Origin of the sequence: Streptomyces mexicanus (assembly GCF_902506575.1) — a bacterium.
Taxonomy (GTDB): Bacteria; Actinomycetota; Actinomycetes; order Streptomycetales; family Streptomycetaceae; genus Streptomyces; species Streptomyces mexicanus.
This window is the reverse complement of the sequence record NZ_LR732544.1, coordinates 2,657,177-2,684,060: the sequence shown is the minus strand read 5'-3', so window position 1 is coordinate 2,684,060 and position 26,884 is coordinate 2,657,177. Positions and strand designations below refer to the sequence as shown.

General features: G+C 72.1%; 25 protein-coding genes. 15 read left to right on the top strand and 10 right to left on the bottom strand.

Features of this window, described 5'->3' with window-relative positions; genetic code table 11:
• Positions 1–302 precede the first annotated feature (302 nt).
• From GV126_RS12060 to GV126_RS12035, 6 genes are all read left to right on the top strand, one after another.
• Positions 303–1,055: an SCO2525 family SAM-dependent methyltransferase gene (locus tag GV126_RS12060; protein WP_185947954.1), complete on the top strand. Its 753-nt coding sequence runs from the start codon at positions 303–305 to the stop codon at positions 1,053–1,055.
• A 55-nt stretch (positions 1,056–1,110) separates the two neighbouring features.
• Positions 1,111–2,955, top strand: a complete 1,845-nt coding sequence (locus tag GV126_RS12055) for an SCO2524 family protein (RefSeq protein ID WP_159665492.1) — start codon at positions 1,111–1,113, stop codon at positions 2,953–2,955.
• A gap of 3 nt (positions 2,956–2,958) precedes the next feature.
• Entirely contained in the window at positions 2,959–3,876 is a 918-nt protein-coding gene (locus GV126_RS12050; protein WP_028422196.1) for an SCO2523 family variant P-loop protein, read from the top strand.
• Positions 3,873–4,838 (top strand): SCO2522 family protein, encoded by a 966-nt coding sequence (locus GV126_RS12045; protein WP_159665491.1) that lies wholly within the window; start codon positions 3,873–3,875, stop codon positions 4,836–4,838. The genes GV126_RS12050 and GV126_RS12045 overlap by 4 nt, the downstream gene beginning before the upstream one ends.
• A gap of 1 nt (position 4,839) precedes the next feature.
• On the top strand, positions 4,840–5,850 hold the full coding sequence (locus GV126_RS12040; RefSeq protein ID WP_159665490.1) for an SCO2521 family protein: 1,011 nt from the start codon (positions 4,840–4,842) through the stop codon (positions 5,848–5,850).
• An 83-nt stretch (positions 5,851–5,933) separates the two neighbouring features.
• Positions 5,934–7,115 carry a hypothetical protein gene (locus tag GV126_RS12035; protein ID WP_159665489.1) on the top strand — a complete coding sequence of 394 codons (1,182 nt, stop codon included), beginning with the start codon at positions 5,934–5,936 and terminating at the stop codon, positions 7,113–7,115.
• Between the two features lie 12 nt (positions 7,116–7,127).
• Here the strand turns inward: GV126_RS12035 and GV126_RS12030 are convergent, their stop codons facing one another.
• Genes GV126_RS12030 through GV126_RS12020 form a run of 3 tightly spaced genes read right to left on the bottom strand, consistent with a single transcriptional unit; the run spans position 7,128 to position 9,122 of the window.
• On the bottom strand, positions 7,128–8,066 hold the full coding sequence (locus GV126_RS12030) for a dihydrodipicolinate synthase family protein (protein WP_159665487.1): 939 nt from the start codon (positions 8,064–8,066) through the stop codon (positions 7,128–7,130).
• 37 nt (positions 8,067–8,103) lie between these two features.
• The gene (locus GV126_RS12025; protein ID WP_159665486.1) at positions 8,104–8,307 is read right to left on the bottom strand and encodes a DUF397 domain-containing protein; all 204 of its coding nucleotides are present in this window, start codon (positions 8,305–8,307) and stop codon (positions 8,104–8,106) included.
• The gene (locus GV126_RS12020) at positions 8,289–9,122 is read right to left on the bottom strand and encodes a helix-turn-helix domain-containing protein (protein ID WP_159665483.1); all 834 of its coding nucleotides are present in this window, start codon (positions 9,120–9,122) and stop codon (positions 8,289–8,291) included. The genes GV126_RS12025 and GV126_RS12020 overlap by 19 nt, the downstream gene beginning before the upstream one ends.
• 119 nt (positions 9,123–9,241) lie before the next feature.
• On the opposite strand from GV126_RS12020, the gene GV126_RS12015 reads away from it, so the two are divergent.
• Genes GV126_RS12015 through GV126_RS12000 form a run of 4 tightly spaced genes read left to right on the top strand, consistent with a single transcriptional unit; the run spans position 9,242 to position 11,375 of the window.
• Positions 9,242–9,457, top strand: coding sequence for a hypothetical protein (locus tag GV126_RS12015; RefSeq protein ID WP_159665481.1), 216 nt, complete (start codon positions 9,242–9,244; stop codon positions 9,455–9,457).
• Entirely contained in the window at positions 9,454–9,708 is a 255-nt protein-coding gene (locus GV126_RS12010) for a hypothetical protein (RefSeq protein ID WP_159665478.1), read from the top strand. Before GV126_RS12015 ends, GV126_RS12010 begins: the two co-directional genes overlap by 4 nt.
• Positions 9,709–9,759: 51 nt before the next feature.
• A complete protein-coding gene (gene recO, locus GV126_RS12005) occupies positions 9,760–10,506 on the top strand; it encodes a DNA repair protein RecO (protein WP_159665476.1) in 747 nt (248 codons plus the stop codon).
• A gap of 29 nt (positions 10,507–10,535) precedes the next feature.
• Positions 10,536–11,375 (top strand): isoprenyl transferase, encoded by an 840-nt coding sequence (locus tag GV126_RS12000; protein WP_159665474.1) that lies wholly within the window; start codon positions 10,536–10,538, stop codon positions 11,373–11,375.
• Positions 11,376–11,445: 70 nt separating this feature from the next.
• On the opposite strand, the gene GV126_RS11995 is transcribed toward GV126_RS12000, so the two are convergent.
• The 4 genes from GV126_RS11995 to GV126_RS11980 all read right to left on the bottom strand — a co-directional run bounded on the left by GV126_RS11995 (position 11,446) and on the right by GV126_RS11980 (position 14,649).
• On the bottom strand, positions 11,446–11,868 hold the full coding sequence (locus tag GV126_RS11995) for a Fur family transcriptional regulator (RefSeq protein ID WP_159665472.1): 423 nt from the start codon (positions 11,866–11,868) through the stop codon (positions 11,446–11,448).
• Positions 11,869–11,969: 101 nt separating this feature from the next.
• Entirely contained in the window at positions 11,970–12,872 is a 903-nt protein-coding gene (locus GV126_RS11990; protein ID WP_159665470.1) for a metal ABC transporter permease, read from the bottom strand.
• Positions 12,872–13,648: a metal ABC transporter ATP-binding protein gene (locus tag GV126_RS11985; protein ID WP_201299931.1), complete on the bottom strand. Its 777-nt coding sequence runs from the start codon at positions 13,646–13,648 to the stop codon at positions 12,872–12,874. The genes GV126_RS11990 and GV126_RS11985 overlap by 1 nt, the downstream gene beginning before the upstream one ends.
• 41 nt (positions 13,649–13,689) lie before the next feature.
• Positions 13,690–14,649: a metal ABC transporter substrate-binding protein gene (locus GV126_RS11980; protein WP_159665468.1), complete on the bottom strand. Its 960-nt coding sequence runs from the start codon at positions 14,647–14,649 to the stop codon at positions 13,690–13,692.
• Between the two features lie 194 nt (positions 14,650–14,843).
• Between GV126_RS11980 and GV126_RS11975 the strand changes: the two genes are divergently transcribed.
• From GV126_RS11975 to GV126_RS11965, 3 genes are all read left to right on the top strand, one after another.
• Entirely contained in the window at positions 14,844–16,226 is a 1,383-nt protein-coding gene (locus GV126_RS11975; RefSeq protein WP_028422211.1) for a glycine--tRNA ligase, read from the top strand.
• A gap of 166 nt (positions 16,227–16,392) precedes the next feature.
• The gene (locus GV126_RS11970) at positions 16,393–17,403 is read left to right on the top strand and encodes an aldo/keto reductase (RefSeq protein ID WP_159665466.1); all 1,011 of its coding nucleotides are present in this window, start codon (positions 16,393–16,395) and stop codon (positions 17,401–17,403) included.
• A gap of 37 nt (positions 17,404–17,440) precedes the next feature.
• The gene (locus GV126_RS11965; protein WP_159665464.1) at positions 17,441–18,043 is read left to right on the top strand and encodes a TetR/AcrR family transcriptional regulator; all 603 of its coding nucleotides are present in this window, start codon (positions 17,441–17,443) and stop codon (positions 18,041–18,043) included.
• A 5-nt stretch (positions 18,044–18,048) separates the two neighbouring features.
• Here the strand turns inward: GV126_RS11965 and GV126_RS11960 are convergent, their stop codons facing one another.
• Both GV126_RS11960 and GV126_RS11955 read right to left on the bottom strand, forming a co-directional pair.
• On the bottom strand, positions 18,049–18,474 hold the full coding sequence (locus GV126_RS11960; RefSeq protein WP_159665462.1) for a hypothetical protein: 426 nt from the start codon (positions 18,472–18,474) through the stop codon (positions 18,049–18,051).
• A gap of 375 nt (positions 18,475–18,849) precedes the next feature.
• Positions 18,850–20,298, bottom strand: a complete 1,449-nt coding sequence (locus GV126_RS11955; RefSeq protein WP_159665460.1) for an MFS transporter — start codon at positions 20,296–20,298, stop codon at positions 18,850–18,852.
• Positions 20,299–20,379: 81 nt separating this feature from the next.
• On the opposite strand from GV126_RS11955, the gene dusB reads away from it, so the two are divergent.
• Positions 20,380–21,519, top strand: a complete 1,140-nt coding sequence (gene dusB / locus GV126_RS11950) for a tRNA dihydrouridine synthase DusB (protein WP_159665458.1) — start codon at positions 20,380–20,382, stop codon at positions 21,517–21,519.
• 120 nt (positions 21,520–21,639) lie between these two features.
• Here the strand turns inward: dusB and GV126_RS11945 are convergent, their stop codons facing one another.
• Positions 21,640–23,412, bottom strand: a complete 1,773-nt coding sequence (locus GV126_RS11945; protein WP_419796067.1) for an alkaline phosphatase family protein — start codon at positions 23,410–23,412, stop codon at positions 21,640–21,642.
• Positions 23,413–24,075: 663 nt separating this feature from the next.
• Between GV126_RS11945 and ppdK the strand changes: the two genes are divergently transcribed.
• Positions 24,076–26,823 carry a pyruvate, phosphate dikinase gene (gene ppdK / locus GV126_RS11940; RefSeq protein ID WP_438947838.1) on the top strand — a complete coding sequence of 916 codons (2,748 nt, stop codon included), beginning with the start codon at positions 24,076–24,078 and terminating at the stop codon, positions 26,821–26,823.
• Positions 26,824–26,884 lie beyond the last annotated feature (61 nt).

Sequence of the window (26,884 nt, the reverse complement as noted above, 5' to 3'; positions counted from 1 at the left end):
GGCACCTGCTCGATACACCCGAAGGAATGAAGAAACCGTGGTGGCGGTCGGCGGCACCTTCTGACTAGAGTGAGCGCCCAACTCCCTGCCCGCAAGGGCGAGTTCGAGCGTGCCGACGTGCGCCGACGTGCGCCGGGGTGCTTCCGGCTGATCTGGACTGGCGCATTCCCGGCTGTCTGCGCGTGCCCTCGCGGCCTACCGTGCGGGGAACGGCGGCGTACCGGTCCGGGCCGCCGACACCCACGGGACGCGCACGGTCCGGCTCGCGCGGCTCACCGACACGAATGGAACGCGGCAGGGTGATGATGGATCGCAACGCTGACGCACCGTGGTCGAAGTTCGATCCCGAGGTGTACGTCGACAACAACTACCGCACCCCCCTCGAAGTCGACCTGAAGATCGTGCGGCTGCTGCGCGACCACTTCAGCCGCTGTTTCGCCGCCACCGCCCCGCACTCGGCCAGAGGAGTCGACGTCGGGGCCGGCGCCAACCTGTATCCGGCGCTGTCCATGCTGCCCTGGTGCGAGAAGGTCCTGCTGCTGGAGTACGCGCCCCCGAACGTGGCCTACCTGGAGCGGCAGACCTCCCCCGGCGGACTCGACGCGACCTGGGACGCCTTCTGGAACGAGCTGCGCGGGGCCCCCGCCTACCGCGGCCTCGACCCGCACAGCACGGTCGGCGAGATCGTCCGGGTGGAGCGGGCCAACCTCTTCGACCTGGACGGACAGCGCCGCTGGGACGTCGGCACGATGTTCTTCGTCGCCGACTCGATGTCCGAGTGCCCCGAGGAGTTCCAGCGGGGCGTGCGGTGCTTCATGAACGCCCTCAACCCGGCGGCACCCTTCGCCGTCGCCTTCATGAAGGAATCGCAGGGGTACCAAGTGGGCGAACACCGCTACCCTGCCTACCGGGTGAACGAAAGCCGGGCCAGGGAGAGCCTGACACCGTACGCCGCCGAGCTGGAGATCCACGATCTGCAGCACACGGTGCGCCCGGGACACGAGGGCATCCTCCTCGCCCTCGGGCGGCGCAACTCGGCGATTGCCACTCCCTAGGAGCGGGGACCATGACTGCACACAGGGCAACGAGATCTGTGCGAGGGGTTCGGGGATGCAGATCAAGCCGCGTCAGCACCTGCTGGAGATCTGGCGGGCCACGGCCCGCCACTCGTTCGACGACGGAAAGCTCGTCCGGGGGGACACCGACGGGCTGAGCAGCGTCGCCGACGCCGAGCGCCTGCTGTGCCTGCTGTACCCCGCCACCGAGGTCCCCGCCTTCCGCCTGGACCAGCCCGACACCACCGAGCGGGACGTGCTGCGCGCCCTGGAGGGCGTCGGCAGCCGCCTGGAGATCCCGCCCAACCTGGTCACCGCGCTGACCCAGTTCATGCGCACCCACACCGGCCCCGACGACAGCCCCACCTTCGCCGGCGGCCACTACTTCAAACCCGCCGACCCGGCCGCCGAGCTCACCCACGACCAGAGCCAGTTAGGCGTGGTGGACTCCTACTCGATGTCCGTCACGCTGTGCCTGGCCACCCTCGGCTTCCTCAAGGTCTACGAGACCACCACCACCCGCCCCGAGGTGCACAAGGCCGTCGCCGAGCTGCGGGAGGCCACCAGCACCCGGCTGACCGCCGCGATGATCAGCCTGCTGCGCTCCTTCACCGTCAACGTCTTCGACGCCGAGTCCGAACAGGGCCGCCGCCTGATCGAGGTCATCGGGCAGCGCAGACAGTCCGACCGGGCCGTGCTGCAGCAGTTCTCCCGCCGCTTCCGCCCGCTGCGCGCCACCATCATCGAAAGCCTCACCCGCGGCATCCAGGTCGACGAGGCCATCCGGGACGAGAGCCAGCTCTTCGAGTGCGGCTGGGCGTGGGGCATCGTGCGCGACGCGCCCCAGGTCACCGACCTCGACGTCCAGGTCCCCGGGCAGCCCGACGGCATCGCCGACCGGCTGCCGTACGTGTACTTCACCGTCGTCGCCCTGGACGGCATCCAGGACCTGTTCTCCGAGCGCACCCTGACCCTGGGCCTGCTCGACGCCGACCAGCAGAAGCTCGCCGAGGCGCTGCGGCTGCGCTGGGAGCTGAGCCAGCAGTACTGGTCGGCCGTCGCCCGGTTCGGCCCGGACCGCTGGCCCCTGGAGGACCTGCCCTGGCAGACCACCGGCCTGCGGCTGGAGTCCGAGTACTTCTCGCTGACCGTCGCCGCGATCCTCGTCCACGACCTGATCCGCCGCAAGGCCACCGACGACGACCTCACCCGCACCGTCGCCGTCATGGAACGCCTCGCCGAGCGCGGCCGGATCACCAGCCGCATGACCCGGCGCGACCCGGTCATCGGCCTGCACAACCCGGGCGTGCTCATGCCGCTGGCCGGCTCCGAGCGCTCCGGCGGCCTGCTGCAGTGGCGGATGACGGACTTCTCCGCCCAGCTGCTCAAACGGACCGTCCAGCTCGCCGCGCTCTCCCGGAACATCGGCGCCCAGGACCGGCTGCTGCGGCTGGCCGAGCAGACCTTCGAACACCTGTGGAAGCGGCGGATCGAGGACGGCGAGGGCACCGGCCTGTGGGACGACGTGCGCACCGTCTACCCCGACGCCCGCGGCATCGGCCCGCGCCTGTCCTGGAGCATCACCGAACGCGTCACCGAATGCCTGGTGGCCGCCCGCAACCTCTACGAGCAGCAGCCCATCCGCAGCCCGGAACTGGCCCAGCTGGCCCGGGAACTGCTCAGCGAGGCCACCCACCTGTTCGGCAAGGAGCAGCTGGAGGCCTCCGCCACCGCCGACGGCAGCCGCAGCCGCGCCATGCGCAGCATCGAAAGCCGCCTGGACCACGCCCGCAGCCTCCTCGACGAGCGGCCCGCCACCGCCTTCGCCCTGGCCCTGCCGGTGCTCCAGGAACTCGACCCCCTGGCCCAGGCCAGAAGCGCCGCCGCGCAGGAGGTGTGAGCCGTGCTCGTCTTCGCCGCCTCCGACAAGGGAGGCACGGGCCGCTCGGTGACCAGCGCCAACCTGGCCTACCAGCGCGCCCTGGCCGGCGACCACGTGGCGTACGTGGACTTCGACTTCGGCTCGCCGACCGCCGCCGCCGTCTTCGACGTGCCCGGCGCGATGCGCGGCACCGAGGACCGCGGCCTGCACTCCTACCTGGAGGGCGAGGTCGCCGAACCCGCCCGGATCGACGTCTGGCGGCAGACCGAGCACCCGCTGCTGCGCGCCCGGCCCAACCAGTCCGGCCGCCTGGTCCTGCTGCCGGGCGACGCGGGCGGCGGCGAGTTCGCCACCGGCGAGGACGCGCTGGAGCGCTGCATCGACCTGCTGCTGCGGCTCCACAGCGAGTTCGACCTGATCATGGTGGACCTCAGCGCCGGCCGCAGCTACGCCGTGGACATGGTGCTGGCCGCCACCGCCCACCCGCGGATGCGCAGCGTCCCCTTCCGCTGGCTGGTCTTCCACCGCTGGACCCGCCAGCACGTCATCGCCGCCTCCGGGCTCGTCCACAAGGAGCACGGCATCATCGCCGGCGGCGTCGCGCGCGGCCATGACGAGGACGCCCTGCGGGCCGCGATCCGCTTCGTGCGGGCCGCCGTGCCCGACCCGGAGTCCCCGCTGTGGTCGCACGGCTCGCCCGCCCAGGCCGCCTGGATGCAGGCCTGCGACGAGGCGCTGCGCCGGCTCGCCGCCGAACAGCGCATCGGGGACAGCGTCGTGCTCGGCGTCGTCCCGCTGGAGCCGATCCTGCAGTGGCGCGAGCAGCTGATCACCGAGGAGGACGTGCTCGCCACGCAGATCGCGAACAAGGAGACACTGGAGGCGCTGGAGGAGATCGCGCTGCGCCTGACGGACGACGCCTACTGGGGGCGGCCATGACCGAGGCAGTGTTCCGTGAGACGGCCGCCGACCCGCGCACCCAGGCGGTGCCGCTGTCCCACCTCTCGCTGGAGCTGGGCCACCTGTACATGGAGGACTTCGAGGCCGGACCCGCCCGCCTGCGCGAGCACTTCGCGCAGGTCCGCCCGTGGGTGGAGGCCGCGCGCGCCGCGGCGGCGGCCCGCACCGGCGGCAGGCGCCCCCGCATCAGCACCTGCTTCCTCATCGACGACTACTTCACCCGCTTCTCCACCCCGGCCGAACTCGTCCCGCTGCTGCTGGACGAGGCCGACCGGGCCGGTCTGGAAGTCGACTACCTGGCCCGCGAGTCCGGCTGCGCGGTCGCCGGCAAGGTGCCCGTCGCCGAGGCGGTGGCGGGCCGCATCGTGGAGTCGCCGCCGCCCGGCTCCTACGGCAACCGGCCGCCGGCCGCGCAGACCGGCTGGCTGGCCAACGGCGAGCGCAGCCCCGTCGCCCGCACCCCGCAGGCGATGAAGACGGCCGCCGCCTGGCAGCCGCCCCAGGAGACCGCGGCCCGGCGCCACTCCGTCTTCCTGGACGTGGAGATGTGGAGCGAGGACGCCGACGGGCACCGCACCTGGTCCTGCCCGTTCCTCGCCGCGGTCTGGCAGCTGGGCCGCCTCGGGCTGCTGCGCCACGAGGGCGACCCCGTCTTCACGCCCCACCCGCACCCCGCCGGCGGCTTCCCCGACGACTGGGACGAGCTGCCCGCGCTCGTCCGGCTCAACCCGCGGGCCGATCCGTTCGCCGCGTACCGGACCTGTTCGGTGCTGCCCAATCGGTTCCTGCCGGTGGAACACGCCGTCCGGGTCGTCCTGGACCAGATCGAGGTGGACCGGGCGGCCCTGCACCAGGTCGCGGAGCGCTCCGCCCGCGAGCACCTGGACGTCCCCGACTCGGTGGCCGACCGCGTCTCCTACGTCTTCTACGCGGGACCCTGACATGGCGGCCCCGAGGCAGCAGGACACCACACCGCCCGCCGTGCTCGCCTGCGGCGAGGTCCGCACCTGCCTGCTGCCCACCCGGCAGGCCCTCGACATCCGCTCCGCCGCCGCCCTGCTCGCCCTGCGCGCCGACGAACGCGTCCTGCTCTCCGAACGCCCCAACCTCTACGCGCGTTCCCCCGACACCCTCACCGGCGTCGACTGCCCGCTGCCCAGCGCGAACGGCGCCCGCGTCCGCGCCGTGGGCACGGTCGCCGCGCGCGCCGCGCTGACCGAGGGCCGCGTCCTGCAGACCTCCGCCTACGCCCGGATGCCCGCCACCGGACCCGACCAGCGCCGGCCCTGGGGCCACTACCTGGTACGGCCCGGCATGGTCGAGCCGCTGGGGAAACTGCCCCACGAGGCCGTCGCACAGGGCGTCCTCGACGGCGGACGCCCCGGCGACCTGGACGTGGGCCTGATCGCCGACGGCCTGCTCACCCGCCTGCTGCGCCACCCCCTGCTCGACCACAGTCCGCCCCTGCGCTCGCGCCCCACCCGGCTGCGCTGGGTCGCCCTGCCCGCCGAAGGGGACGAGGGCCCCTCGATCGAACGGTTCACCCTGGCCGCGGACGAGCTGCGCACCGTGCGGCTGCGGGTCCCCGGGGGCACCCCGAGCGCGGACATCGCCGGGCTCTGCGACGACCTCGCCCTGCACGACTGGCTGCTCACCACGGTGGTGCGCCTGCTGGACGGCATCAGCCTGGGCGCGCCGCCCGCGCGCCGCAGACCCGTGGCGGCGCCGCAGCGACCCGCCGTCGTCACCGCGCTGCGGCCCGCCGTGGACCACCTGCTGCACCTGTGGATGCCCCGGGCCCGGGTGGCCAAGGAGCTGGCCCCGCTGTGGGAGGCGCTGGAGGAGAGCCCCGGCTTCACCCGCCAGTGGCGGACGCTCGTCCAGCGCATCCGCGACCAGCTGACGCTGCACGCGATCGCCTCGGTGCACCGGGAGGTGGAGCCCGCTTCCTGACCGGACGCACCCGGCGCCCGGTTCCTGACCGGACGCACCCGCAGTCCCGATCCGATGCGCATCCCGACGGGGGGAGAAGCGAGATGAGCACGGCACCGTCACCCCGGCCCGACGACACGGCCGGCACACCCGGCACCACCGACCCACCCGCCCTGACCGGACGCTCGCCCACGCCCGCCGCCGCGCCCGCGCACCCCGGGCGGGAGCTGTGGCTGCGGCGCGGCGCGGTCGGCGTGCTCCTCGGCGCCCTGCTCTGGTGCGTCGCCGCGCTGCTCGCCCCGCACGGCAGTGCGCTGCGGCAGTTCCTGGCCGCGCTGCTGTGCGCGGCCGGCGCGGTGGCGGCCCAGCACGTGCTGGGCGTGGACCGGCGGCTGGCGGAGCAGGCACGGCAGAGCCGGGAACACGCCCGGCAGACACAGGAGGAGGCCCGGCAACTGGCCGAGCGGGCCCGGCGGGCGGAGAGCACACCGGCCGAGACCGCCGCCACCGTCCGGGAGGTCCTCACCCGGCACACGCAGGACATCACGCGGCTGATCGAGAGCCGTTTCGCCCAGGAGCGGCAGGACGCCGAGTCCCGCGCCCAGCAGGCCCTGGTCAGCGTGGACGGCAGCGTGCCGGACCTGGCCGACCGCTTCGCCGAGGTGCTGGCGCCCGGGCCGTCGATCCTGCACACGTTCGTCCGGCTGGAGATGCGGCGGGTCGTCGGGCACCTGACGGACCTCACCTCGCTGAGCGCGGAGTGCCCCGGCGAGAACCACGACTGGATGCTCTCCCTGACCCGCGCCGCCGAGCAGTCCATCTGCGCCACCAGCACCTCCGTCGACCGGCAGTTCTGGGAGAGCGAGCCCGCCAGCCGCTATCTCCAGGGCCAGCAGGAGGCGATCGAGGAGCGCGGGGTGCCGGTGCGCCGGGTGTTCCTGGTGGAGAGCGCGCGGGAACTGGACGACCGGCTGCTGCGGCTGTGCGAGGAGCAGGAGCTGCTGGGCATCGGCGTGCGCGTGTCGGTGCTGCCCGAGCTGCCGCCGCACCTCCAGCGCGGCACCACCAACGACTTCATCGTCTACGACGAGGCCGTCTCCTTCGAGATCGACCAGGACCTGCGCGACGTCAACGTCCGCACCCGGCTCATCGCCCGGCAGAACCACGTCCAGGACCGCATGAAGCGCTTCCGGGAGCTGTGGGAGGCGGGCATGACCCTGCGCGAGCTGGAGACGCGCGTGGACGACGAGGAGGGCGACACCTGGATGGTGGACAGCGGCGAATGAGGGCCGCCACCCTCACACCAGCTCGGCGGCGGCCAGGAACGCCCGCACCCGCTCCACCTCCGCCGGTGCCAGCGGGATCTGCGGTTCCGCCGTGGCCGGGCAGTCGATGACGCCCCGCAGGTGCAGCGCCGCCTTGAACGCGCCGATCGCCGCCGACCCCGGGCCCATCCGGGCGGGGTCGGCCGCGCCGACCATGCCGAACAGCGCGCACAGCCGCTCCTGCTCGGCCCGGGCGCCGTCCTGGTCGCCCGCCCGGGCGAGCCGGTACAGGCGCACGAAGCCGTGCGGGTCCACGTTGGCCAGCCCGGGTACGGCGCCGTCCGCGCCCAGCGCGAGGGCCGCGTCGACCAGCAGCTCGGACCCCGTGAGCACACTGAACCCGGCCGGACCGGCCCCCGCCCGCACCCCGCCGGCCACCTGGCGGAACCCGGCCAGGTCACCGCTGGAGTCCTTCAGCCCGGCCAGCACCCCCTCCGCGGCCAGCTCCAGCACCAGGTCCACCGGCAGCCCGGTGTGCACGGAGACCGGGATGTCGTAGGCGAACACGGGCACCGGGCTCTTTTCCGCGACCCGCCGGTAGTGGCGGGCAATCTCCGCCGGGTGCTGGGCGCGGGCGTAGAACGGGGCGGTGACGACGACGGCGTCGGCCCCCGCCGCCGCGACCGAGGCCACGTGGTCGAGCACCCGCGCGGTGCTCATGTCGATCGCCCCGGCCAGCACCGGCAACTGCCCGCCGAGGTGGCCGACGACCGCCTCCACCACACGCCTGCGCTGCCCGTCCGTCAGGAACGCCGCCTCCGACGTCGACCCGAGCACGAACACTCCGTGCACCCCGCCCGCCACCAGGTGGTCCACCAGCCGCAGCAGCGAGTCCACGTCCACCTCCCGCTCGGGCGTCAGCGGCGTGCACACGGGCGGGACGACACCGGTCAGCGGCGCGGGCAGGGCCATGGGGGCTCCGTGGGGGTGCGGTGGTTCGGCGGGACGGCTAGGAGCGGACGGCCCCCACGGCGCGGACGAACTCCGCCCAGGCGGCCGCCCCGAGGACCAGCACAGGCCCTTGGGCCACCTTGCTGTCCCGCACGGGCACGACACCGGGGACTCCGTCGGCGACCTCGACGCAGTTGCCGCCGTTGCCGTCGCTGTAGCTGCTCTTGCGCCAGCGGGCGTGGGTCAGGTCGTACTCGCGCATCGTCTGTTGTCCTCCGCCGCCGATTCGATCAGGGCCAGGGACGCCTCCGGCGACAGCGCGGCGGCCCTCATCAGATCGTAGGCCCCGTAAACGCGCTTCACCACAGCTGGATCGTCCAGCAAGGTCCCTGAATACACCGCTTCCGTATAGGCCGTTGGAGGTGCGTCCTCGAACTCCATCAGGCGCAGGTCACCGGTCATCGCCGGGTATGCCCCGGCGGTGTACGGCAACACCTGGAGCAGGATCGTCCGCGCCCGTGCCAGCCGCAGGATGTGCCCCAACTGCTCGGCCATCACCCTGGGACCACCGACCGGGACACGAAGCACGTTCTCGTGCAGGACCACCCAATACACCGGGCGTGTTGCGTCTTCCAGGATGCGCTGGCGCTCCAGACGCCCAGACACCTTGTCCTCGATGTATTCGTCAGATGCGAACGGGTTCATCGCGATGGTGACGGCGCGTACGTACCCAGCCGTCTGCAACAAGCCCGGCACCGCGGTCGGCGCGAACTCGCAGATCTTCGTGGCCAGTCGCTCCAGCTCCACCACGTGGGCGAAGTAATCCGCATACCGCGGATCATCGATCAGCTTCCTGCACAGCCGCTCGAAAATACCGTCGGTTTGCAGCACCTCGTCGATCCGCTGGGCCACGTCCAACTGCGGCTTTCTGATGGCCTGTTCGAACTGGCCGATATAGCCGCCCGAGACGAAGACCCGCGCCCCCAGCTCCACCTGGGTGAGCCCGGCCTCCTCGCGGCGGCGTTTGAGTTCCGCGCCGAAGAACTCCCACACCGCCTGGCGTGAACCGTTGGCCATGACCGACCCCCTCGCACTGCGCGCCCGTTGTAGGGCTCGAACCGCTTCCGACCTTAGTCGCGCAGCGTCACCTTGGGTATGCAAGCAGTGAAGTGAGGCGCGAGGGAGAAGGGGTGCACGTGGCAGCACAGAAGTCGGCTCATGCGGCGTTCTGCGTGAAGGAGGCGGAGGAAACGCTCGCGGCATTGCGGGCCGCGCTGGAGAAGGCGGGGATCACTCTGCCCTCGCTGGGGCTGGATCCCGTCGGGCTGGCCCGGGAGGCGCCGTGTCCGCTGATCGAGCTGGGACGCTGCTCGGTGGAGACGGCCGCGCGGCTGGCCGCGGTGCTGCGGTGAGCGGGGCGGGGCACCAGGCCGTCCCGCCGGTCCCGGCCGTCCCGCCGGTCGGGTCGTACGCGCTGGACGTGCACACGGGGCGGGTCGGCGTGGTGATGGGCCGCGAGGGGCCGTACGTGCAGCTGCGGCCGCTGGGCGGCGGCCGGGAGTGGGACTGCGCGCCGGAGCAGGTGCGGGCCGCGACCCCGGCCGAGCGGCTCCGCGCGGCGACGGCGTACGCGAACGCGCGCAGCCGGGGAGAGGTGCCGTGAGCCGGTGGACCCGCGCCCGGCGGGGGGCGGCCGTGGGGGAGAATGGAGCCCATGAGTCTGTTCCGCGACGACGGCATCGTGCTGCGCACCCAGAAGCTGGGTGAGGCGGACCGGATCATCACGCTGCTGACCCGGGGGCACGGGCGGGTGCGGGCCGTGGCGCGGGGCGTGCGGCGGACCAAGTCGAAGTTCGGGGCGCGCCTGGAGCCCTTCTCGCACGTGGACGTGCAGTTCTTCGCGCGGGGCAGTGAGCTGGTGGGCCGGGGTCTGCCGCTGTGCACGCAGAGCGAGACCATCGCGCCGTACGGCGGCGGGATCGTGACGGACTACGCCCGCTACACCGCCGGGACGGCCATGCTGGAGACGGCCGAGCGGTTCACCGACCACGAGGGCGAGCCGGCCGTCCAGCAGTACCTGCTGCTGGTGGGGGGCCTGCGGACGCTGGCCCGGGGCGAGCACGCGCCGCATCTGGTGCTCGACGCGTTCCTGCTGCGCTCGCTGGCCGTCAACGGCTACGCGCCCAGCTTCGGCGACTGCGCCCGGTGCGGCCTGCCCGGCCCGAACCGGTTCTTTTCGGTCGCCTCGGGCGGTTCCGTCTGCGCCGACTGCCGGGTGCCCGGCAGTGTCGTACCCTCGCCGCAGGCGCTCACGCTCCTCGGCGCGCTGCTCACGGGGGACTGGGCGACCGCGGACGCGTGCGAGCCGCGGTACGTGCGGGAGGGCAGCGGGCTGGTGTCCGCGTATCTGCACTGGCACCTGGAGCGCGGACTGCGCTCACTGAGGTACGTCGAGAAGTAACACCGCCACAGCGAGGGAGACGAGAGCACATGGCCGTACGCGGGATCCTGGGGAGCCGGCGGCGCGAGTACCAGGCACCTCAGCCGCACCCGTCGGGCGCCCGCGCGCCGAAGCTCCCGGGCGAGCTGGTCCCGGAGCACGTGGCGATCGTCATGGACGGCAACGGCCGGTGGGCCAAGCAGCGCGGGCTGCCGCGCACCGAGGGGCACAAGGTCGGCGCCGAGCGGGTGCTGGACGTGCTGCAGGGCGCCATCGAGATCGGCGTCGGCAACATCTCCCTGTACGCCTTCTCCACGGAGAACTGGAAGCGCTCGCCGGAGGAGGTGCGCTTCCTGATGAACTTCAACCGGGACTTCATCCGCAAGTCCCGGGACCAGCTGGACGCGCTCGGGGTCCGGGTGCGCTGGGTGGGCCGGATGCCCCGGCTGTGGAAGTCGGTCGCCAAGGAGCTGCAGATCGCGCAGGAGCAGACGAAGGACAACGACCTGCTCACGCTGTACTTCTGCATGAACTACGGCGGCCGGGCGGAGCTGACGGACGCCGCGAAGGCGATGGCGGAGGACGTGAAGGCGGGCCGGCTGGACCCGTCCAAGATCACCGAGAAGACCGTCCAGAAGTACCTGTACTACCCGGACATGCCGGACGTGGACCTGTTCCTGCGGCCCAGCGGCGAGCAGCGCACCTCGAACTACCTGCTGTGGCAGAGCGCGTACGCCGAGATGGTCTTCCAGGACGTGCTGTGGCCCGACTTCGACCGCCGGGACCTGTGGCGGGCCTGCCTGGAGTTCGCCTCCCGCGACCGCCGCTTCGGCGGGGCGGTGCCCAACGAGGTGCTGCTGGCCATGGAGGGCCGGAGCGAGGGCGGCTGACCGGCCGGGGCGGCCCGCGCCCCTTCGGGGGCGCGGCGCGCCACGGGTCCGCTGTCGGGGGCGCGGGGTCTCAGGTGTCCGCGCGGGCCGCGGAGCACTCCGCGCAGGTGCCGAAGATCTCCACCGTGTGGGCGACGTTGACGAAGCCGTGCTCCGCCGCGATCGTCTCCGCCCACTGCTCGACGGCCGGGCCCTCGACCTCGACGGCCTTGCCGCACACGCGGCAGACCAGGTGGTGGTGGTGTTCGCCGGTGGAGCAGCGGCGGTAGACGGACTCGCCGTCGGAGGTGCGCAGGACGTCCACCTCGCCGGCGTCGGCGAGGGACTGCAGGGTGCGGTAGACCGTGGTCAGGCCGACCGAGTCGCCCTTGTGCTTGAGCATGTCGTGGAGTTCCTGCGCGCTGCGGAACTCGTCGACCTCGTCGAGGGCCGCCGCGACAGCGGCGCGCTGCCGGGTGGCGCGGCCCTTCACGGGCGGTCCTGCGGTCGTCACCGGTTGCCTCCTGAAACGTCCTGGGTCCGAGACGTCCTGAAACGTCTCGCGCAACGTCTCGCGTCTGCCCGGGCCATTGTGCCAGCCCGGGCACCTCGCGGTCAGACGCCGACCTCGTCGGCGGAGGCCCGACTGGCCGGAATGGCGCACTCGGCGGGGTCCGCGGCGGGCCGTGCCGCGGCCAGCGCCCGGGCGCGGCGCCGGGCCAGCGGGGTGGCCAGGGCGGTCAGGACGATGAACGCGGCGATGGTCAGCAGCACGATCGTCGCGCCGGGCGGCACGTCCTGGTAGTAGGACGTGACGGTGCCGCCGAGGGTGACGCTCACACCGATGGCCACGGCGATCGCGAAGGTCGCCGCGAAGCTGCGGGTCAGCTGCTGGGCGGCGGCCACCGGGACCACCATCAGCGCGCTGACCAGCAGCAGGCCGACCACGCGCATCGCGACGGTCACGGTCACCGCGGCCGTCACGGCCGTCAGCAGGTTCAGGGCGCGCACCGGCAGGCCCGTCACCCGGGCGAACTCCTCGTCCTGGCTGACCGCGAACAGCTGCCGGCGCAGCCCCAGGGTGACCAGCACGACGAAGGCGGCCAGCAGGCAGATCGCCAGCACGTCCGACTGCGACACCGTCGACAGCGAGCCGAACAGGTACGAGGTCAGGTTGGCGTTGGAGCCGCCGGGGGCGAGGTTGATGAACATGACGCCGCCGGCCATGCCGCCGTAGAACAGCATCGCCAGGGCGATGTCGCCGCGGGTGCGGCCGTACCAGCGGATCAGCTCCATCAGGATCGCGCCGAGGACGGAGACGGCCGTGGCCATCCACACCGGCGAGGCGGACAGCAGGAAGCCGAGGCCGACGCCGGTCATGGCGACGTGGCCGATGCCGTCGCCCATCAGGGCCTGGCGGCGCTGGACCAGGTAGATGCCGACGGCGGGCGCGGTGATGCCGACCAGGACGGAGGCGAGCAGCGCCCGCTGCATGAAGGCGTAGTTCAGGAAGTCCATCACAGTGGCAGTCCCGTGCGGATCGGATCGGCGCCGGCGGCGTCGTGCGGGGCGTGGGGGTGGACGTGGTCGTGGCCGGGCCGGGCGTGGTGGCCCACGGCCTTCGGGGGCGGGCCGTCGTGCACGACGCGGCCGTCGCTCAGGACGACCGCCCGGTCGATCAGCGGCTCCAGGGGGCCGAGTTCGTGCAGCACCAGCAGCACCGTCGTACCGGCCGCGACCTGCTCCTTCAGCGTGCGCGCCAGGACCTCCTGGCTGGCCAGGTCCACCCCCGCCATCGGCTCGTCCATGATCAGCAGCTCGGGGCGGGCGACCAGCGCGCGGGCGATCAGCACCCGCTGGTGCTGGCCGCCGGACAGGGCGCCGACCGCGTCCTTCGCCCGGTCCGCCATGCCGACCAGCTCCAGGGCCTCGCGCACGGCCTCCCGGTCGGCCCGGCGGAAGACGCCGAAGCGGGTCCGGGACAGGCGGCCCGCGGAGACGATCTCGGTGACCGTCGCCGGGACACCGCCCGCGGCCGGGGTGCGCTGCGGCACGTAGCCGACGCGCGCCCAGTCGCGGAAGGCGCGGCGCGGGGTGCCGAACAGCTCGATCTCGCCGGAGACGACCGGCACCTGGCCGATGACGGCACGCACGGTGGTGGACTTGCCGGAGCCGTTGGCGCCGAGCAGCGCGACCACCTCGCCGCGGTGCACGGTCAGGTCGATGCCGCGCAGCACGGGGCGCGCGCCCAGCTCGGCGCTCACCCGGCGCAGGGATATGACGGGTTCGCCCATGATCGCCTCCTTGGCGTCGGCGGTGGCTTCGGTGGTGTCGGTCACCGGGCGCCCAGGGCCTGCCGGAGGGCCTTGAGGTTGGCCCGCTGGACGGAGAAGTAGTCGGTGCCCCGGGAGTTCTTCGTGATCCCTTCGAGCGGGTCGAGGACGTCCGTGGTCAGGTGCGCGTCGCGCGCGACGGTCTTCGCGGTCTTGTCGCTGACCAGGGTCTCGTAGAACACGGTGGTCACCCCGTCGGCCCGCGCCGTCTTCTCCAGGTCCTTGACCCGGGCGGCGCTGGGCTCGGACTCCGGGTCCAGGCCGTTGATGGCCTCCTCGGTCAGGCCGTAGCGCTCGGCGAGGTAGCCGAAGGCGGCGTGCGTGGTGAGGAAGACCTTGGTCCTGGTATGCGCGAGGCCCTGCCGGAACTCGGTGTTCAGCCCGTCGAGCTGCTCGACCAGGGCGGCGGTGTTCTTGCGGTAGTCCGCCGCGTGGTCCGGGTCGCCCTTCTCGAACGCCGTGCCGACGCCCTGGGCGATCTGCGCGTAGCGCACCGGGTCGAGCCAGACGTGCGGGTCCTTGCCGCCGGACTCCTCGCCCTGGTGGGTGTCGTGGGCGGCGGCGTGCCCGCCGACCTCGTTGCCGTGCTCCTCCAGGGTGGTCAGGGAGGCGGCGTCGATCTTCGTCTTCACCTCCGACTGGGCGACGGCGTCGTCCACGGAGGGCTGCAGGCCCTTGAGGTAGAGGACCGCGTCGGACTCCTGCAGCTGCGCGGTCTGCTGGGCGCTGATCTCCAGGTCGTGCGGCTCCTGGCCGGGCTGCGTGAGACTGGTGACGTGGACGTGGTCGCCGCCGATCCGCTCGGCGAGGAAGGCCATCGGATAGAACGACGCGACGACGTCGAACTTGTCCGTGCTGCCCGCCGCCTCGCTGGAGGAGCAGGCGGAGAGGGCTCCCAGGGCGAGGACGGCGGCCGTCGCTGCCGCGAGGCCGGATATGAGGGGACGTCGTCGAGCGTTCATGACAGTCATTTTCATCAAAAATGGAAACCGTTGTCAACAAGCGCTCCGGACGCCTCCGCGCGGGGTCGTCCGGGGTCGAGCGGGGTCCTTGTCCGGCACCGATTTGATTGAGGGGCAGGCCCCGCCGGTACGCTGAAGCATTCGCTGTGAAGCGTCCTCGCTTCGTCGCCCGTCGTCGTAATGAAGAGAGCACCGTGGCCGCCGACAAGATCGACACCATCGTCAGCCTGAGCAAGCGCCGTGGCTTCGTTTTCCCCTGCAGTGAGATCTACGGCGGTCAGCGCGCCGCCTGGGACTACGGTCCCCTGGGTGTCGAGCTGAAGGAGAACCTCAAGCGCCAGTGGTGGCGCTACATGGTGACGTCGCGCGAGGACGTCGTCGGTATCGACTCGTCCGTGATCCTCGCCCCCGAGGTCTGGGTCGCCTCCGGCCACGTCGCCACCTTCACCGACCCGCTCACCGAGTGCACCTCCTGCCACAAGCGGTTCCGCGCGGACCACCTGGAGGAGGCCTACGAGGAGAAGAAGGGCCGCGCCCCCGAGAACGGCCTGGCGGACATCAACTGCCCCAACTGCGGCACCAAGGGCCAGTTCACCGAGCCCAAGCAGTTCTCCGGCCTGCTGTCCACCCACCTCGGCCCCACCCAGGACTCCGGCTCCATCGCCTACCTGCGGCCCGAGACCGCCCAGGGCATCTTCACCAACTTCGCCCTGGTGCAGACCACCTCCCGCCGCAAGCCGCCATTCGGCATCGCCCAGATGGGCAAGTCGTTCCGCAACGAGATCACGCCGGGCAACTTCATCTTCCGCACCCGCGAGTTCGAGCAGATGGAGATGGAGTTCTTCGTCAAGCCGGGCGAGGACGAGAAGTGGCACGAGTACTGGATGGAGCAGCGCTGGAACTGGTACACCGGCCTGGGTCTCCGTGAGGAGAACATGCGCTGGTACGAGCACCCCAAGGAGAAGCTCTCCCACTACTCCAAGCGCACCGCCGACATCGAGTACCGCTTCCAGTTCGGCGGCAGCGAGTGGGGCGAGCTGGAGGGCGTGGCCAACCGCACCGACTACGACCTCTCCTCCCACGCCAAGGCCTCCGGCCAGGACCTGGCGTACTTCGACCAGGAGGCCGGCGAGCGCTGGACGCCGTACGTCATCGAGCCCGCGGCCGGTGTCGGCCGGGCGATGCTCGCCTTCCTGCTCGACGCCTACGTCGAGGACGAGGCGCCCAACGCCAAGGGCAAGATGGAGAAGCGCACCGTGCTGCGCCTGGACCACCGCCTGGCCCCGGTGAAGGTCGCGGTGCTGCCGCTGTCCCGCAACGCGGAGCTGTCCCCGAAGGCCAAGGGCCTGGCCCAGACCCTGCGCCAGCACTGGAACATCGAGTTCGACGACGCGGGCGCCATCGGCCGCCGCTACCGCCGCCAGGACGAGATCGGCACGCCGTACTGCGTGACCGTCGACTTCGACACCCTGGAGGACAACGCGGTCACCGTCCGCGAGCGCGACTCGATGAAGCAGGAGCGCGTGTCCCTGGACCAGATCGAGGGCTACCTGGCCGCCCGCCTGCTGGGCTGCTGACCCACCCGCGGGACCCCACCGAACGCCGTACGGCCGCCGGATCACCCGGCGGCCGTACGGCTTTTCTGCGTCCCGCGCCCCCCCGCCCCGCCTCTCCCGTACCACCCCGACGAAATGACAGCTGACAGATATTGAAATCTGTCAGCTGTCATGTGATGCTGGGGGCATGACGATGAACACCCGATCCCTCGGAACCACCGGCCCCCAGGTCTCCGCCCTCGGCCTCGGCTGCATGGGCATGTCCGCGCTGTACGGCGAGGCGGACCGGGCCGAGTCCATTGCCACGATCCACGCCGCCCTGGAGGCGGGCGTGACCCTGCTGGACACCGGCGACTTCTACGCCATGGGCCACAACGAGATGCTGATCGGCGAGGCCCTGCGCGCCGCCCCCGCCGCCCGCCGCGGGCAGGCGCTGCTCAGCGTGAAGTTCGGCGCCCTGCGCGACGCCGACGGCAACTGGAACGGCTACGACGGCCGCCCCGCCGCCGTGAAGAACTTCGCCGCGTACTCCCTGCAGCGCCTCGGCGTGGACCACATCGACGTCTACCGGATCGCCCGCGTCGACCCCGACGTGCCCATCGAGGAGACGGTCGGCGCGATCGCCGAGCTGGTCGAGAAGGGGTACGTGCGGCACATCGGCCTCAGCGAGGCCGGCGCCGACACCATCCGCCGGGCCGCCGCCACCGCGCCCATCTCCGACCTGCAGATCGAGTACTCGCTCATCTCCCGCGGCATCGAGGAGCGGATCCTGCCCACCACCCGGGAGCTGGGCATCGCCGTCACGGCGTACGGGGTCCTCTCGCGCGGCCTGATCTCCGGGCACTTCCGCGCCGACCGGCAGCTTTCCCCCACCGACTTCCGCGCCCACTCGCCCCGCTTCCAGGGCGAGAACCTCCAGCACAACCTGGCCCTGGTCGAGGCGCTGCGGAAGATCGCCGAGGGCAAGGGCGTGAGCGTCGCGCAGATCGCGATCGCCTGGGTGCTCTCGCGCGGCGAGGACATCGTGCCGCTGATCGGCGCCCGCACCCGGGAGCGGCTGGCGGAGGCGCTGGGCGCGCTGGAGGTGACGCTGGATCCGGCCGACCTCGCCGCGATCGAGGAGGCCGTCCCGGCCGACGCGGCCGCCGGTGAGCGCTACCCCGAGGCGCAGATGGCACACCTCGACAGCGAACGCTGAGGACGGCGCCGCGAGAGCGCCGGGTACGGTCTATGACATGTCACCCACCACCGAGACCCTGACGGCCGAGCGCATCCTGGAGGCGACCGAGGAGGTGCTGCGCCGCCACGGGCCGGCGAAGGCCACGGTGGTGGACGTGGCCCGCGCGCTCGGCGTCAGCCACGGCAGTGTCTACCGGCACTTCCGCACCAAGGCGGCGCTGCGCGGGGCGGTGACCAAGCGGTGGCTGGACCGGACCTCCGACGCCCTCGCCGGCATCGCGGGCGCCGAGGACCGCGACCCGCGGCAGCGGCTGCGCGACTGGTTCCAGGGGCTGTTCGACGCCAAGCGCCGCAAGGCGGGCGACGACCCCGAGCTGTTCGCCACGTACTCCGTCCTCACCGAAGAGAACGGCGAGGTGGTCGGCGAGCACATAGCCGAGCTGACCGCCCAGCTGACCCGGATCGTCGAAGCGGGCGTGGCGAGCGGCGCCTTCACGGCCGGCGACCCGAAGGCCGTGGCCCGCGCCCTGTTCCACGCCACCGGCCGCTTCCACGACCCGTGCCATGCGCGGGAGTGGAAGCGGCCGGACGTCCAGGACGAGTTCGACGCGGTCCTGGATCTGCTGTTGCGGGGCCTGGAGGCCCAGCGCCCGTCGTAGGGGCGTCAGGCGACCTTGACCGTCACCGTGGAGGAGTGGGCCTTGCCGTCGGACGTGGCCACGCGCAGGTGCTCGGTGCCCTTGGCGGTGAAGGTGTGCGGCAGGGAGTAGCTGCCGTTCTTCTTGACCATGGTGCTGGAGCGCAGCGTGGTCCACTTGCCGTTGTGCAGGTGCTGCAGGACCAGCTTGGTGCCCGTCTTGACGCCCTTGACGTGCCCGGTCAGGGTCACGGCGTGCCCGGTCTTGACCGACATGCGGTCGGCCTTGGCGGTGACCGACATCTTCGTCATGGGCATCGTGCTGTGCGTGGGGCTCGGCTTCGGCGCGGTGTCCGCGGCGAAGGCTCCGGTGCCTCCGGCCGACACCAGCGCGGCGGACAGGGCGCCGGCGGCGAGGGCGCGGGCACAGCGGCGGCGAGCGGTGGCATGCATGGTGGTCTCCCGTTCGGTCGACGGATCCCCCTGCGGCCGATGTCCCCCGTCCGGGGGTGGTCGGCGCCTCTCCAGGTTTGCCCGAGAGTCACCGTTCGGCCACTCGGCGTAGTGCGAAAGACCCTGTGAACCCTCTCCGGATCGATAAGAAACCGCAGGTCACAAGGGGTGGCCCGGTTTACTTCTTTCTTACCTTCGCGCGCGCTGCGTCACCCCCTGTGTGCGGCGTCACCGCGTCCGCGGGGCGGTGTCACTCTTCGCGCCCGCAGGCGCCCTGCCCGCTCGCACCCTGCCGGTCCGCCCTCGCCCTGCCGGTCCGCCCGCCTGCCCGTCAGGGCGCCCCGTCCGGCCGGCCGCCCGGTCCGTCCGCACGGTTCAGGCGCCGACGCCGGCGGCCTCGCGCACCTCGTTCTCCTGCAGGCGGTCCGCCGTGGCCCGGGCCGTCCGCCTGGCCCAGCGGCCGGAGGTGACCGCGCCCAGCACCAGCACCAGCGCGCCGCAGGCCACCAGCACCCACCAGCCCGGCCGCGCGGCCGCCAGGAACGTGTCCTTGGTGTACCCGGACGAGCCGACCCCGGAGGCCAGGACGGCGCCGACCACCGCGACGCCCAGCGTCTGGCCGAGCTGCCGGCTGGTGGAGGCGACGGCCGCGGCGACCCCGGCCTGGGCGCGCGGCATGCCGGAGACGGCGGTGTTGGTGATGGGGGCGTTGACGAAGCCGAAGCCGATGCCGAACAGCACGTACCCGACGGTGAGCGTGGCGTTCGACGTCTCGGCCTCGAAGGCGGCGAACAGCACCGCGCTGAGCGTGATCGCGCATCCGGCGATCAGCAGCGGAAGCCGCGGCCCCCGGCTGCCCACCAGCCGCCCGGACAGCGGCGCGCACAGGATGGTCGGCGCGGCCATCGGCAGCATCCACAGGCCGGCGTGCAGGGCGTCCAGGCCGCGCACGTTCTGCAGGTAGAGCGTGGACAGGAACAGGAAGCCGCCCAGGGCGGCGAAGCCGCACACCGCGATCACGGTGGCGCCGCTGAACGGGGCGGAGCGGAAGAACCGCAGGTCGATCAGCGGCTCGGCGCGGCGCGGCTCGTACCAGGCCAGGCCCAGCAGGGCGGCGAGCGCGACGGCGGCGAACGGCAGGACCTCGCCGAGGCTCGCGTCCGGCGCCTCGATGATCGCGTAGGTCAGGGCGCCGAACAGGGCGATGACCAGCACCTGGCCGACCGGGTCGGGGCGGCGGGCCCGGGGCGCACGGGACTCCGGGACGAAGCGGAGGGTGAGCAGGACCGCGGCGAGGGCGACGGGCAGGTTGATCCAGAAGATCGAGCGCCAGCCGACCGACTCCACCAGCACCCCGCCGACCAGCGGGCCGGCGGCCATCGATATGCCGACCACGGCGCCCCACACGCCGATCGCGCGGGCGCGCTCGCGCGGGTCGGTGAAGGTGTTGGTGATGATGGACATGGCGACCGGGTTGAGCATCGAGCCGCCGACGGCCTGCACCATGCGGAAGACGACCAGCAGCTCCAGGCTGGGCGCCAGCGAGCACAGCAGCGAGCCGAGGCCGAAGACCACCAGGCCCGTCATGAAGACCCGCTTGCGGCCGATCCGGTCGGCCGTGGAGCCGGAGAGCATCAGCAGCGCCGCCAGCACCAGCGTGTAGGCGTCGATGGTCCACTGCAGACCGGACGTGCTCGCGTGCAGGTCGCGCTGGAGGGAGGGCAGGGCGACGTTCAGAACGGTGTTGTCCAGACTCACGATCAGCAGGCTCATGCAGCAGATCGCGAGCACCAGCAGACGCCGTCGGTGGCTCAGCTCGGGCATGCGTTCCAGCGTAGCCGATTTCGATAGTGCGGTTAACTAATGACTGTTACAGCAGCCGTGCGCGTGCGCGACAATGGGGGAATGCCCATGCCCGAGTCACCCCTGCAGATCGGTCCGCACACCGTCCAGCCGCCCGTCGTCCTGGCGCCCATGGCCGGGATCACGAACGCGCCCTTCCGCACGCTGTGCCGGGAGTTCACCGGCGGCAAGGGGCTGTTCGTCAGCGAGATGATCACCACCCGGGCCCTGGTCGAGCGCAACGACAAGACCATGCAGCTGATCACGTTCGACCCGAGCGAGAAGCCGCGCTCGATCCAGCTGTACGGCGTCGACCCGGCGACCGTCGGCAAGGCCGTCCGCATGATCGCGGAGGAGGACCTGGCCGACCACATCGACCTGAACTTCGGCTGCCCGGTGCCCAAGGTGACCCGCAAGGGCGGCGGCTCCGCCCTGCCCTACAAGCGGAACCTGCTGCGCGCCATCCTGCGCGAGGCGGTCGCCGGCGCGGGCGACCTGCCGGTGACGATGAAGATGCGCAAGGGCATCGACGACGACCACCTCACCTACCTCGACGCCGGCCGGATCGCCGTCGAGGAGGGCGTGACGGCCATCGCGCTGCACGGCCGCACCACCGCCCAGCACTACGGCGGCACCGCCGACTGGGACGCCATCGCCCGCCTGAAGGAGCACGTCCCGGAGATCCCGGTGCTCGGCAACGGCGACATCTGGTCCGCCGAGGACGCGCTGCGCATGGTGCGCGAGACCGGCTGCGACGGCGTGGTCGTCGGCCGCGGCTGCCTGGGCCGGCCGTGGCTGTTCGCCGACCTGGTGGCCGCCTTCGAGGGCCGCGAGGACCGGGTGCGGCCCACCCTGCGGGAGGTCGCCGACGTCATGGTCCGGCACGCCACGCTGCTCGGCGAGTGGATCGGCGACGAGACCCGCGGCGTCGTCGACTTCCGCAAGCACGTCGCCTGGTACCTGAAGGGCTTCGCGGTCGGCTCCGAGATGCGCAAGCGGCTCGCGGTCACCTCCTCGCTGGAGGAGCTGCGCGCCGGCCTGGACGAGCTGGACCTCGACCAGCCCTGGCCGGCCGGCGCCGACGGCCCCCGCGGCCGCACCTCCGGCAACAACCGCGTGGTCCTGCCGGACGGCTGGCTGAAGGACCCCTACGACTGCGCGGGCATCGGCGAGGACGCCGAACTGGACACCTCCGGCGGCTGACCCGGCCCGGCCCGCCCGGCCGACCCGCCTTTCGTGCCTCGGCCCCGCCCGGCCCGCGTGGGCGTGGGCGGAGAGGACCGGCGGAGGGAAGGGTCGGCGGTCCCTGCGCGCTCGGGGCGATCAGCCCTTCGTCGGGTGGGGGACGGAGCCGTAGGCCGTCAGGAAGCGGTCGCGGAAGGCGCTCATCGGCCACACCGGGGCGTCGTGGGCGGGGCGCAGCCCGGCCGTCCAGCCCCAGCCGGAGATCCGTTCCAGCACCTTCGGGTCCTTGGCGACGATCGAGACCGGCACGTCCCGGCTCGCGTGGTCGCCGCTGACCCGGGCGATGGGCTGGTGGTCGCCGAGGAGGACCAGCACGGTGTCGTCGGTGCCGTAGCGCTCGAGCCACTGGGTCAGGGCGGTCACCGAGTACTGGATCGACCGGCCGTACTCCTGCCGCGAGCGGGTGGCGTTCGCGATGACCTCCTGGGGCGGGGTGCCCGCCGCCTCGATGCCGCGGAACACCGAGCCGTCGCCCAGCTCGTCCCAGGGGACGAGCTTCGGGATCGGCGCCCAGGGCTGGTGGCTGGAGGTCAGGATGACGAACGACGCCAGCGGCTTGGCGTGCTTCCCGCCGTGCGCGAGGCGCTGGAACGCCTGGAGCGCGTACTGGTCCGGCATGGTCGACCAGCTGAACTTCGGGCCCCGGTACCCCAGCCGGAGGGCGTCGTAGACCTTCTCCAGGCCGTACCACTTCGCCTCCGGCCAGCCCTTCTGCACGCCCGGCATGATCCCGACCGTGTCCCAGGCGCCGGTCCTGCGGAACGCCTCGGTCAGGGTGAGGCGGTCGCCGGAGGTCACCGTGCGGTAGCGGTTCTGGTTGTCGATCCACAGGCCCGACATGAACGTGGAGTGGCCCAGCCAGCTGCCGCCGCCGTACGTCGCCGACGTCAGCCAGCCGCTTGCGGCGTGGAAGCCGGCCCGGGCCAGGGCCCGGGTGCTCGCATCCAGGGTGCGGTCGACGCCGGGCGCCTCGACCGGGTCCTCGATCGCGCTGCGGCCGTAGCTCTCGACGAAGGTGAAGACCATGTCCTTGCCGCGCAGGTCCGGCAGGAGCTGATCGCCGGGCGTGCCGCCGAACGCGTCGGCCCGCGCGGTCCGCGCGAACGCCCGCTCGTCCCGCAGCGTCGAGCGCAGCGCCTGCGCGTGGTAGCGGAGCATGGTCACCGTGTGGCCGGAGGCCACGGGGATGCCGTCCAGGCGCACGTTCAGGCTCGAGCACGTCATCCACACCGCGCAGGCCAGCAGCAGCCCCTGGGTGGCGCGGGTCCTGTGCCGGCCGAGGATGGTGCCCACGCGGACCGCGGCCAGCGCCGGCACCGCGAGCAGCGCGAGCACGAGCAGCACGGCGGCGACCGCGGCGAGCAGCGCCACCGTGCCGCCGAGGGTGTCCGCCAGATACGAGCGGGCGTCGCCGAGCAGCGGCCAGTCCAGGACCACGTCGAAACTGCGGCCGAGGTACTGGTTGAACTCGATGTCCGCGAGGTTCAGCACCGTCAGCGCGCCCAGCGCCGTCCCGGCGAGCGCCGCGACCACCGTGCGCGGCCCGCGCGGCAGGGCGACCAGCACGACCGCCCCGAGCAGCGCCTCCACGGGGATCCGCAGGAACGCCGCCGCGTGGAACTGCTCGCGCTTGTTCGGCAGCAGCAGCGCGAGGACCACCAGGGCCACGGCGAGGACGGTGACGGCACCGGACAGGCCGCGCGCGGCCTGCGGGTGCGCGGCCAGCCGGCGGTGCCAGGCCCGGCGCAGCCGGCGCGCCGTACGCGGGTGGAGGAAGCGCGGAAGGCGCAGGGCGCGGCGGGGCGTCCCGGCCGGGTCCGGTGACCGGCGTGTGCTCGTCTGCTGGGACACCCGGGGGGTCCTTCCTGCGCGGCTCGGCTCAAGGGGGCGGGCCCGGGGAGGGAGGGGCCCGCCGCCCTCCCGTACGACGCCTCGGCCGCTCGCGTTCACCGTCCTCGTCCAAGACTCGGCAAACGGGCGCGGAGCCGTCCGGCCGACGTCCCGGCAGCGTGCGCGATGCCGGTCCGCGAGCCGTCCGGGAGGCGTGCGAGGAGGGCGGTCCGGGAGGAGTCCGGAGCCGTCCGGGAGGCGTCCGGCAGCCGTCAGGGAATCGCCCGGGAGTCGTCCGGGACCCGTCCGCATGGTGAAATCCGGCGGGCTGTGGCAGCGTGATTCTCGCCACCCCTGATAAGGGATGCGCTCAGATGAGCGGATCATGAGCGGATGCACTTCTCCAAAGGGTGGCACTGAGTGCCATGCCTTGATCGTTCATCGATCGAAATCAATCGTGCCGGAAGGTGCTCATGTGAGCGCGCGAGTCGGTCTACGGGAGTTGATGCGTTCAAGAAGTGAAAACATCACGCCTCGACGGCTTGCCAAGCCTTGACTTTCGATCCGCTGGCGGACGGGTGGTTACGGGCGCATGACGCGCCCGTGGACCTCCCCAGATGCCTTCGATCTGGGTATGTTCCTCGCCGTCAGGGCAGCCACCGCGTCCTCGAGGAGTCGAGACCCGTGTCGGAAAACAAAGATCTCCACCCCACCACCTCGGGCCAGAGCGTTGAGGACGTGAAGTTCGTCTACGACTTCACGGAGGGCAACAAGGACCTCAAGGACCTCCTCGGCGGCAAGGGCGCGAACCTCGCCGAGATGACGAACCTGGGCCTTCCGGTCCCGCCCGGCTTCACCATCACCACCGAGGCCTGCAAGGTCTACCTGGCCAGCGGCGAGGAGCCGCCGGCACTGCGTGACGAGGTGAGTGCGCACCTCGCCGCCCTGGAACAGAAGATGGGCAAGAAGCTCGGCCAGCCCGACAACCCCCTCCTCGTGTCGGTGCGGTCCGGGGCGAAGTTCTCCATGCCGGGCATGATGGACACCGTCCTGAACATCGGCCTGTCCGACGAGTCCGTGCAGGGCCTGGCCCAGCAGGCCGGCGACGAGCGGTTCGCCTGGGACTCCTACCGCCGCCTGATCCAGATGTTCGGCAAGACCGTCCTCGGCGTCGACGGCGACCTCTTCGAGGAGGCCCTCGACAAGGCGAAGGCCGCCAAGAAGGTCACGGTCGACACCGACCTGGAGGCCGCGGACCTGAAGAAGCTGGTCACCACCTTCAAGAAGATCGTCAAGAAGGAGGCCGGCCGGGAGTTCCCGCAGGACCCGCGCGAGCAGATGGACCTCGCCATCAAGGCGGTCTTCGACTCCTGGAACGGCGAGCGCGCCAAGCTCTACCGCCGCCAGGAGCGCATCCCGCACGACCTGGGCACCGCCGTCAACGTCTGCTCGATGGTCTTCGGCAACCTCGGCCCCGACTCCGGCACCGGCGTCGCCTTCACCCGCGACCCCGCCTCCGGCCACCAGGGCGTCTACGGCGACTACCTGCAGAACGCGCAGGGCGAGGACGTCGTCGCCGGCATCCGCAACACCGTGCCGCTCGCCGAGCTGGAGAAGATCGACAAGAAGTCGTACGACCAGCTCATGCAGATCATGGAGACCCTGGAGAACCACTACAAGGATCTCTGCGACATCGAGTTCACCATCGAGCGCGGCCAGCTGTGGATGCTGCAGACCCGCGTCGGCAAGCGCACCGCCGGTGCCGCCTTCCGCATCGCCACCCAGCTGGTCGACCAGGGCCTGATCGACGAGACCGAGGCACTGCAGCGCGTCACCGGCGCCCAGCTCGCGCAGCTGATGTTCCCGCGCTTCGATGAGCAGGCCAAGGTCGAGCAGGTCGCCCGCGGCATCGCGGCCTCGCCGGGCGCGGCGGTCGGCAAGGCCGTCTTCGACTCCTACACGGCCGTCAAGTGGTCCCGCTCCGGCGAGAAGGTCATCCTGGTGCGCCGCGAGACCAACCCCGACGACCTGGACGGCATGATCGCCGCCGAGGGCATCCTGACCTCCCGCGGCGGCAAGACCTCCCACGCGGCCGTCGTCGCCCGCGGCATGGGCAAGACCTGTGTCTGCGGCGCCGAGGAGCTGGAGGTCGACACCAAGCGCCGCCGCATGACGGTCCCCGGCGGGCACGTCGTCGAGGAAGGCGACGTCATCTCCATCGACGGCTCCACCGGCAAGGTCTACCTGGGCGAGGTCCCGGTCGTGCCCTCCCCGGTCGTGGAGTACTTCGAGGGCCGGATGCACCCGGGCGCCGACGACGCCGACGAGCTGGTCGAGGCCGTGCACCGCATGATGGCCTTCGCCGACCGCAAGCGCCGGCTGCGGGTGCGGGCCAACGCCGACAACGCCGAGGACGCGCTGCGCGCCCGCCGCTTCGGCGCCCAGGGCATCGGCCTGTGCCGCACCGAGCACATGTTCCTCGGCGACCGGCGCGAGCTGGTGGAACGACTCATCCTGGCCGACACCGAGGAGGAGCGGGAGGCCTCCCTGAAGGCCCTGCTCCCGCTGCAGAAGCAGGACTTCGTCGAACTCTTCGAGGCGATGGACGGCCTGCCGGTGACGATCCGTCTGCCCGCCCCGCCGTTGCACGAGTTCCTGCCCGACATCACCGAGCTGTCGGTCCGCGTGGCGCTCGCCGAGGCCCGGCAGGAGCCGCACGAGAACGAGCTGCGCCTGCTGCAGGCCGTGCACCGCCTGCACGAGCAGAACCCGATGCTCGGCCTGCGCGGCGTACGCCTCGGCCTGGTCGTACCCGGCCTGTTCACCATGCAGGTCCGCGCCATCGCCGAGGCCGCCGCCGAACGCAAGGCCGCCAAGGGCGACCCGCGCGCGGAGATCATGATCCCGCTGGTGGGCACCGTCCAGGAGCTGGAGATCGTCCGCGAGGAGGCCGATCAGGTCATCGCCGAGGTCCAGGCCGCCACCGGCACGCAGCTGAAGCTGGCGATCGGCACCATGATCGAGCTGCCGCGCGCCGCGCTCACCGCCGGCCAGATCGCCGAGGCCGCGGAGTTCTTCTCCTTCGGCACCAACGACCTGACCCAGACGGTGTGGGGCTTCAGCCGCGACGACGTGGAGGCGAGCTTCTTCACCGCCTACCTGGAGAAGGGCATCTTCGGCGTCTCCCCGTTCGAGACCATCGACAAGGACGGCGTCGGCTCCCTGGTGAAGGCCGCCGCGCAGGCAGGCCGGGCCACCCGCCCCGACCTCAAGCTCGGCGTGTGCGGTGAGCACGGCGGCGACCCGGAGTCCGTGCACTTCTTCCACGAGGTGGGCCTGGACTACGTCTCCTGCTCCCCGTTCCGCATCCCCGTCGCCCGCCTGGAGGCCGGCCGCGCGGCCTGCCAGTCGGAGGGCAGCGACCACCGGTAGAAACCGCTGGACGCCGGCAGGCGCCGGCGGACACGGAGGCACCGGTAGGACCCCGGGATCC

Coding starts and splice junctions, on each gene's coding strand:
- GV126_RS12060 (WP_185947954.1), top strand. CDS start 303: ATGATGGATCGCAACGCTGACGCACCGTGGTCGAAGTTCGATCCCGAG.
- GV126_RS12055 (WP_159665492.1), top strand. CDS start 1,111: ATGCAGATCAAGCCGCGTCAGCACCTGCTGGAGATCTGGCGGGCCACG.
- GV126_RS12045 (WP_159665491.1), top strand. CDS start 3,873: ATGACCGAGGCAGTGTTCCGTGAGACGGCCGCCGACCCGCGCACCCAG.
- GV126_RS12040 (WP_159665490.1), top strand. CDS start 4,840: ATGGCGGCCCCGAGGCAGCAGGACACCACACCGCCCGCCGTGCTCGCC.
- GV126_RS12035 (WP_159665489.1), top strand. CDS start 5,934: ATGAGCACGGCACCGTCACCCCGGCCCGACGACACGGCCGGCACACCC.
- GV126_RS12030 (WP_159665487.1), bottom strand. CDS start 8,066: ATGGCCCTGCCCGCGCCGCTGACCGGTGTCGTCCCGCCCGTGTGCACG.
- GV126_RS12025 (WP_159665486.1), bottom strand. CDS start 8,307: ATGCGCGAGTACGACCTGACCCACGCCCGCTGGCGCAAGAGCAGCTAC.
- GV126_RS12020 (WP_159665483.1), bottom strand. CDS start 9,122: ATGGCCAACGGTTCACGCCAGGCGGTGTGGGAGTTCTTCGGCGCGGAA.
- recO (WP_159665476.1), top strand. CDS start 9,760: ATGAGTCTGTTCCGCGACGACGGCATCGTGCTGCGCACCCAGAAGCTG.
- GV126_RS12000 (WP_159665474.1), top strand. CDS start 10,536: ATGGCCGTACGCGGGATCCTGGGGAGCCGGCGGCGCGAGTACCAGGCA.
- GV126_RS11990 (WP_159665470.1), bottom strand. CDS start 12,872: ATGGACTTCCTGAACTACGCCTTCATGCAGCGGGCGCTGCTCGCCTCC.
- GV126_RS11985 (WP_201299931.1), bottom strand. CDS start 13,648: ATGGGCGAACCCGTCATATCCCTGCGCCGGGTGAGCGCCGAGCTGGGC.
- GV126_RS11980 (WP_159665468.1), bottom strand. CDS start 14,649: ATGAACGCTCGACGACGTCCCCTCATATCCGGCCTCGCGGCAGCGACG.
- GV126_RS11970 (WP_159665466.1), top strand. CDS start 16,393: ATGACGATGAACACCCGATCCCTCGGAACCACCGGCCCCCAGGTCTCC.
- GV126_RS11965 (WP_159665464.1), top strand. CDS start 17,441: ATGTCACCCACCACCGAGACCCTGACGGCCGAGCGCATCCTGGAGGCG.
- GV126_RS11960 (WP_159665462.1), bottom strand. CDS start 18,474: ATGCATGCCACCGCTCGCCGCCGCTGTGCCCGCGCCCTCGCCGCCGGC.
- GV126_RS11955 (WP_159665460.1), bottom strand. CDS start 20,298: ATGCCCGAGCTGAGCCACCGACGGCGTCTGCTGGTGCTCGCGATCTGC.
- dusB (WP_159665458.1), top strand. CDS start 20,380: ATGCCCATGCCCGAGTCACCCCTGCAGATCGGTCCGCACACCGTCCAG.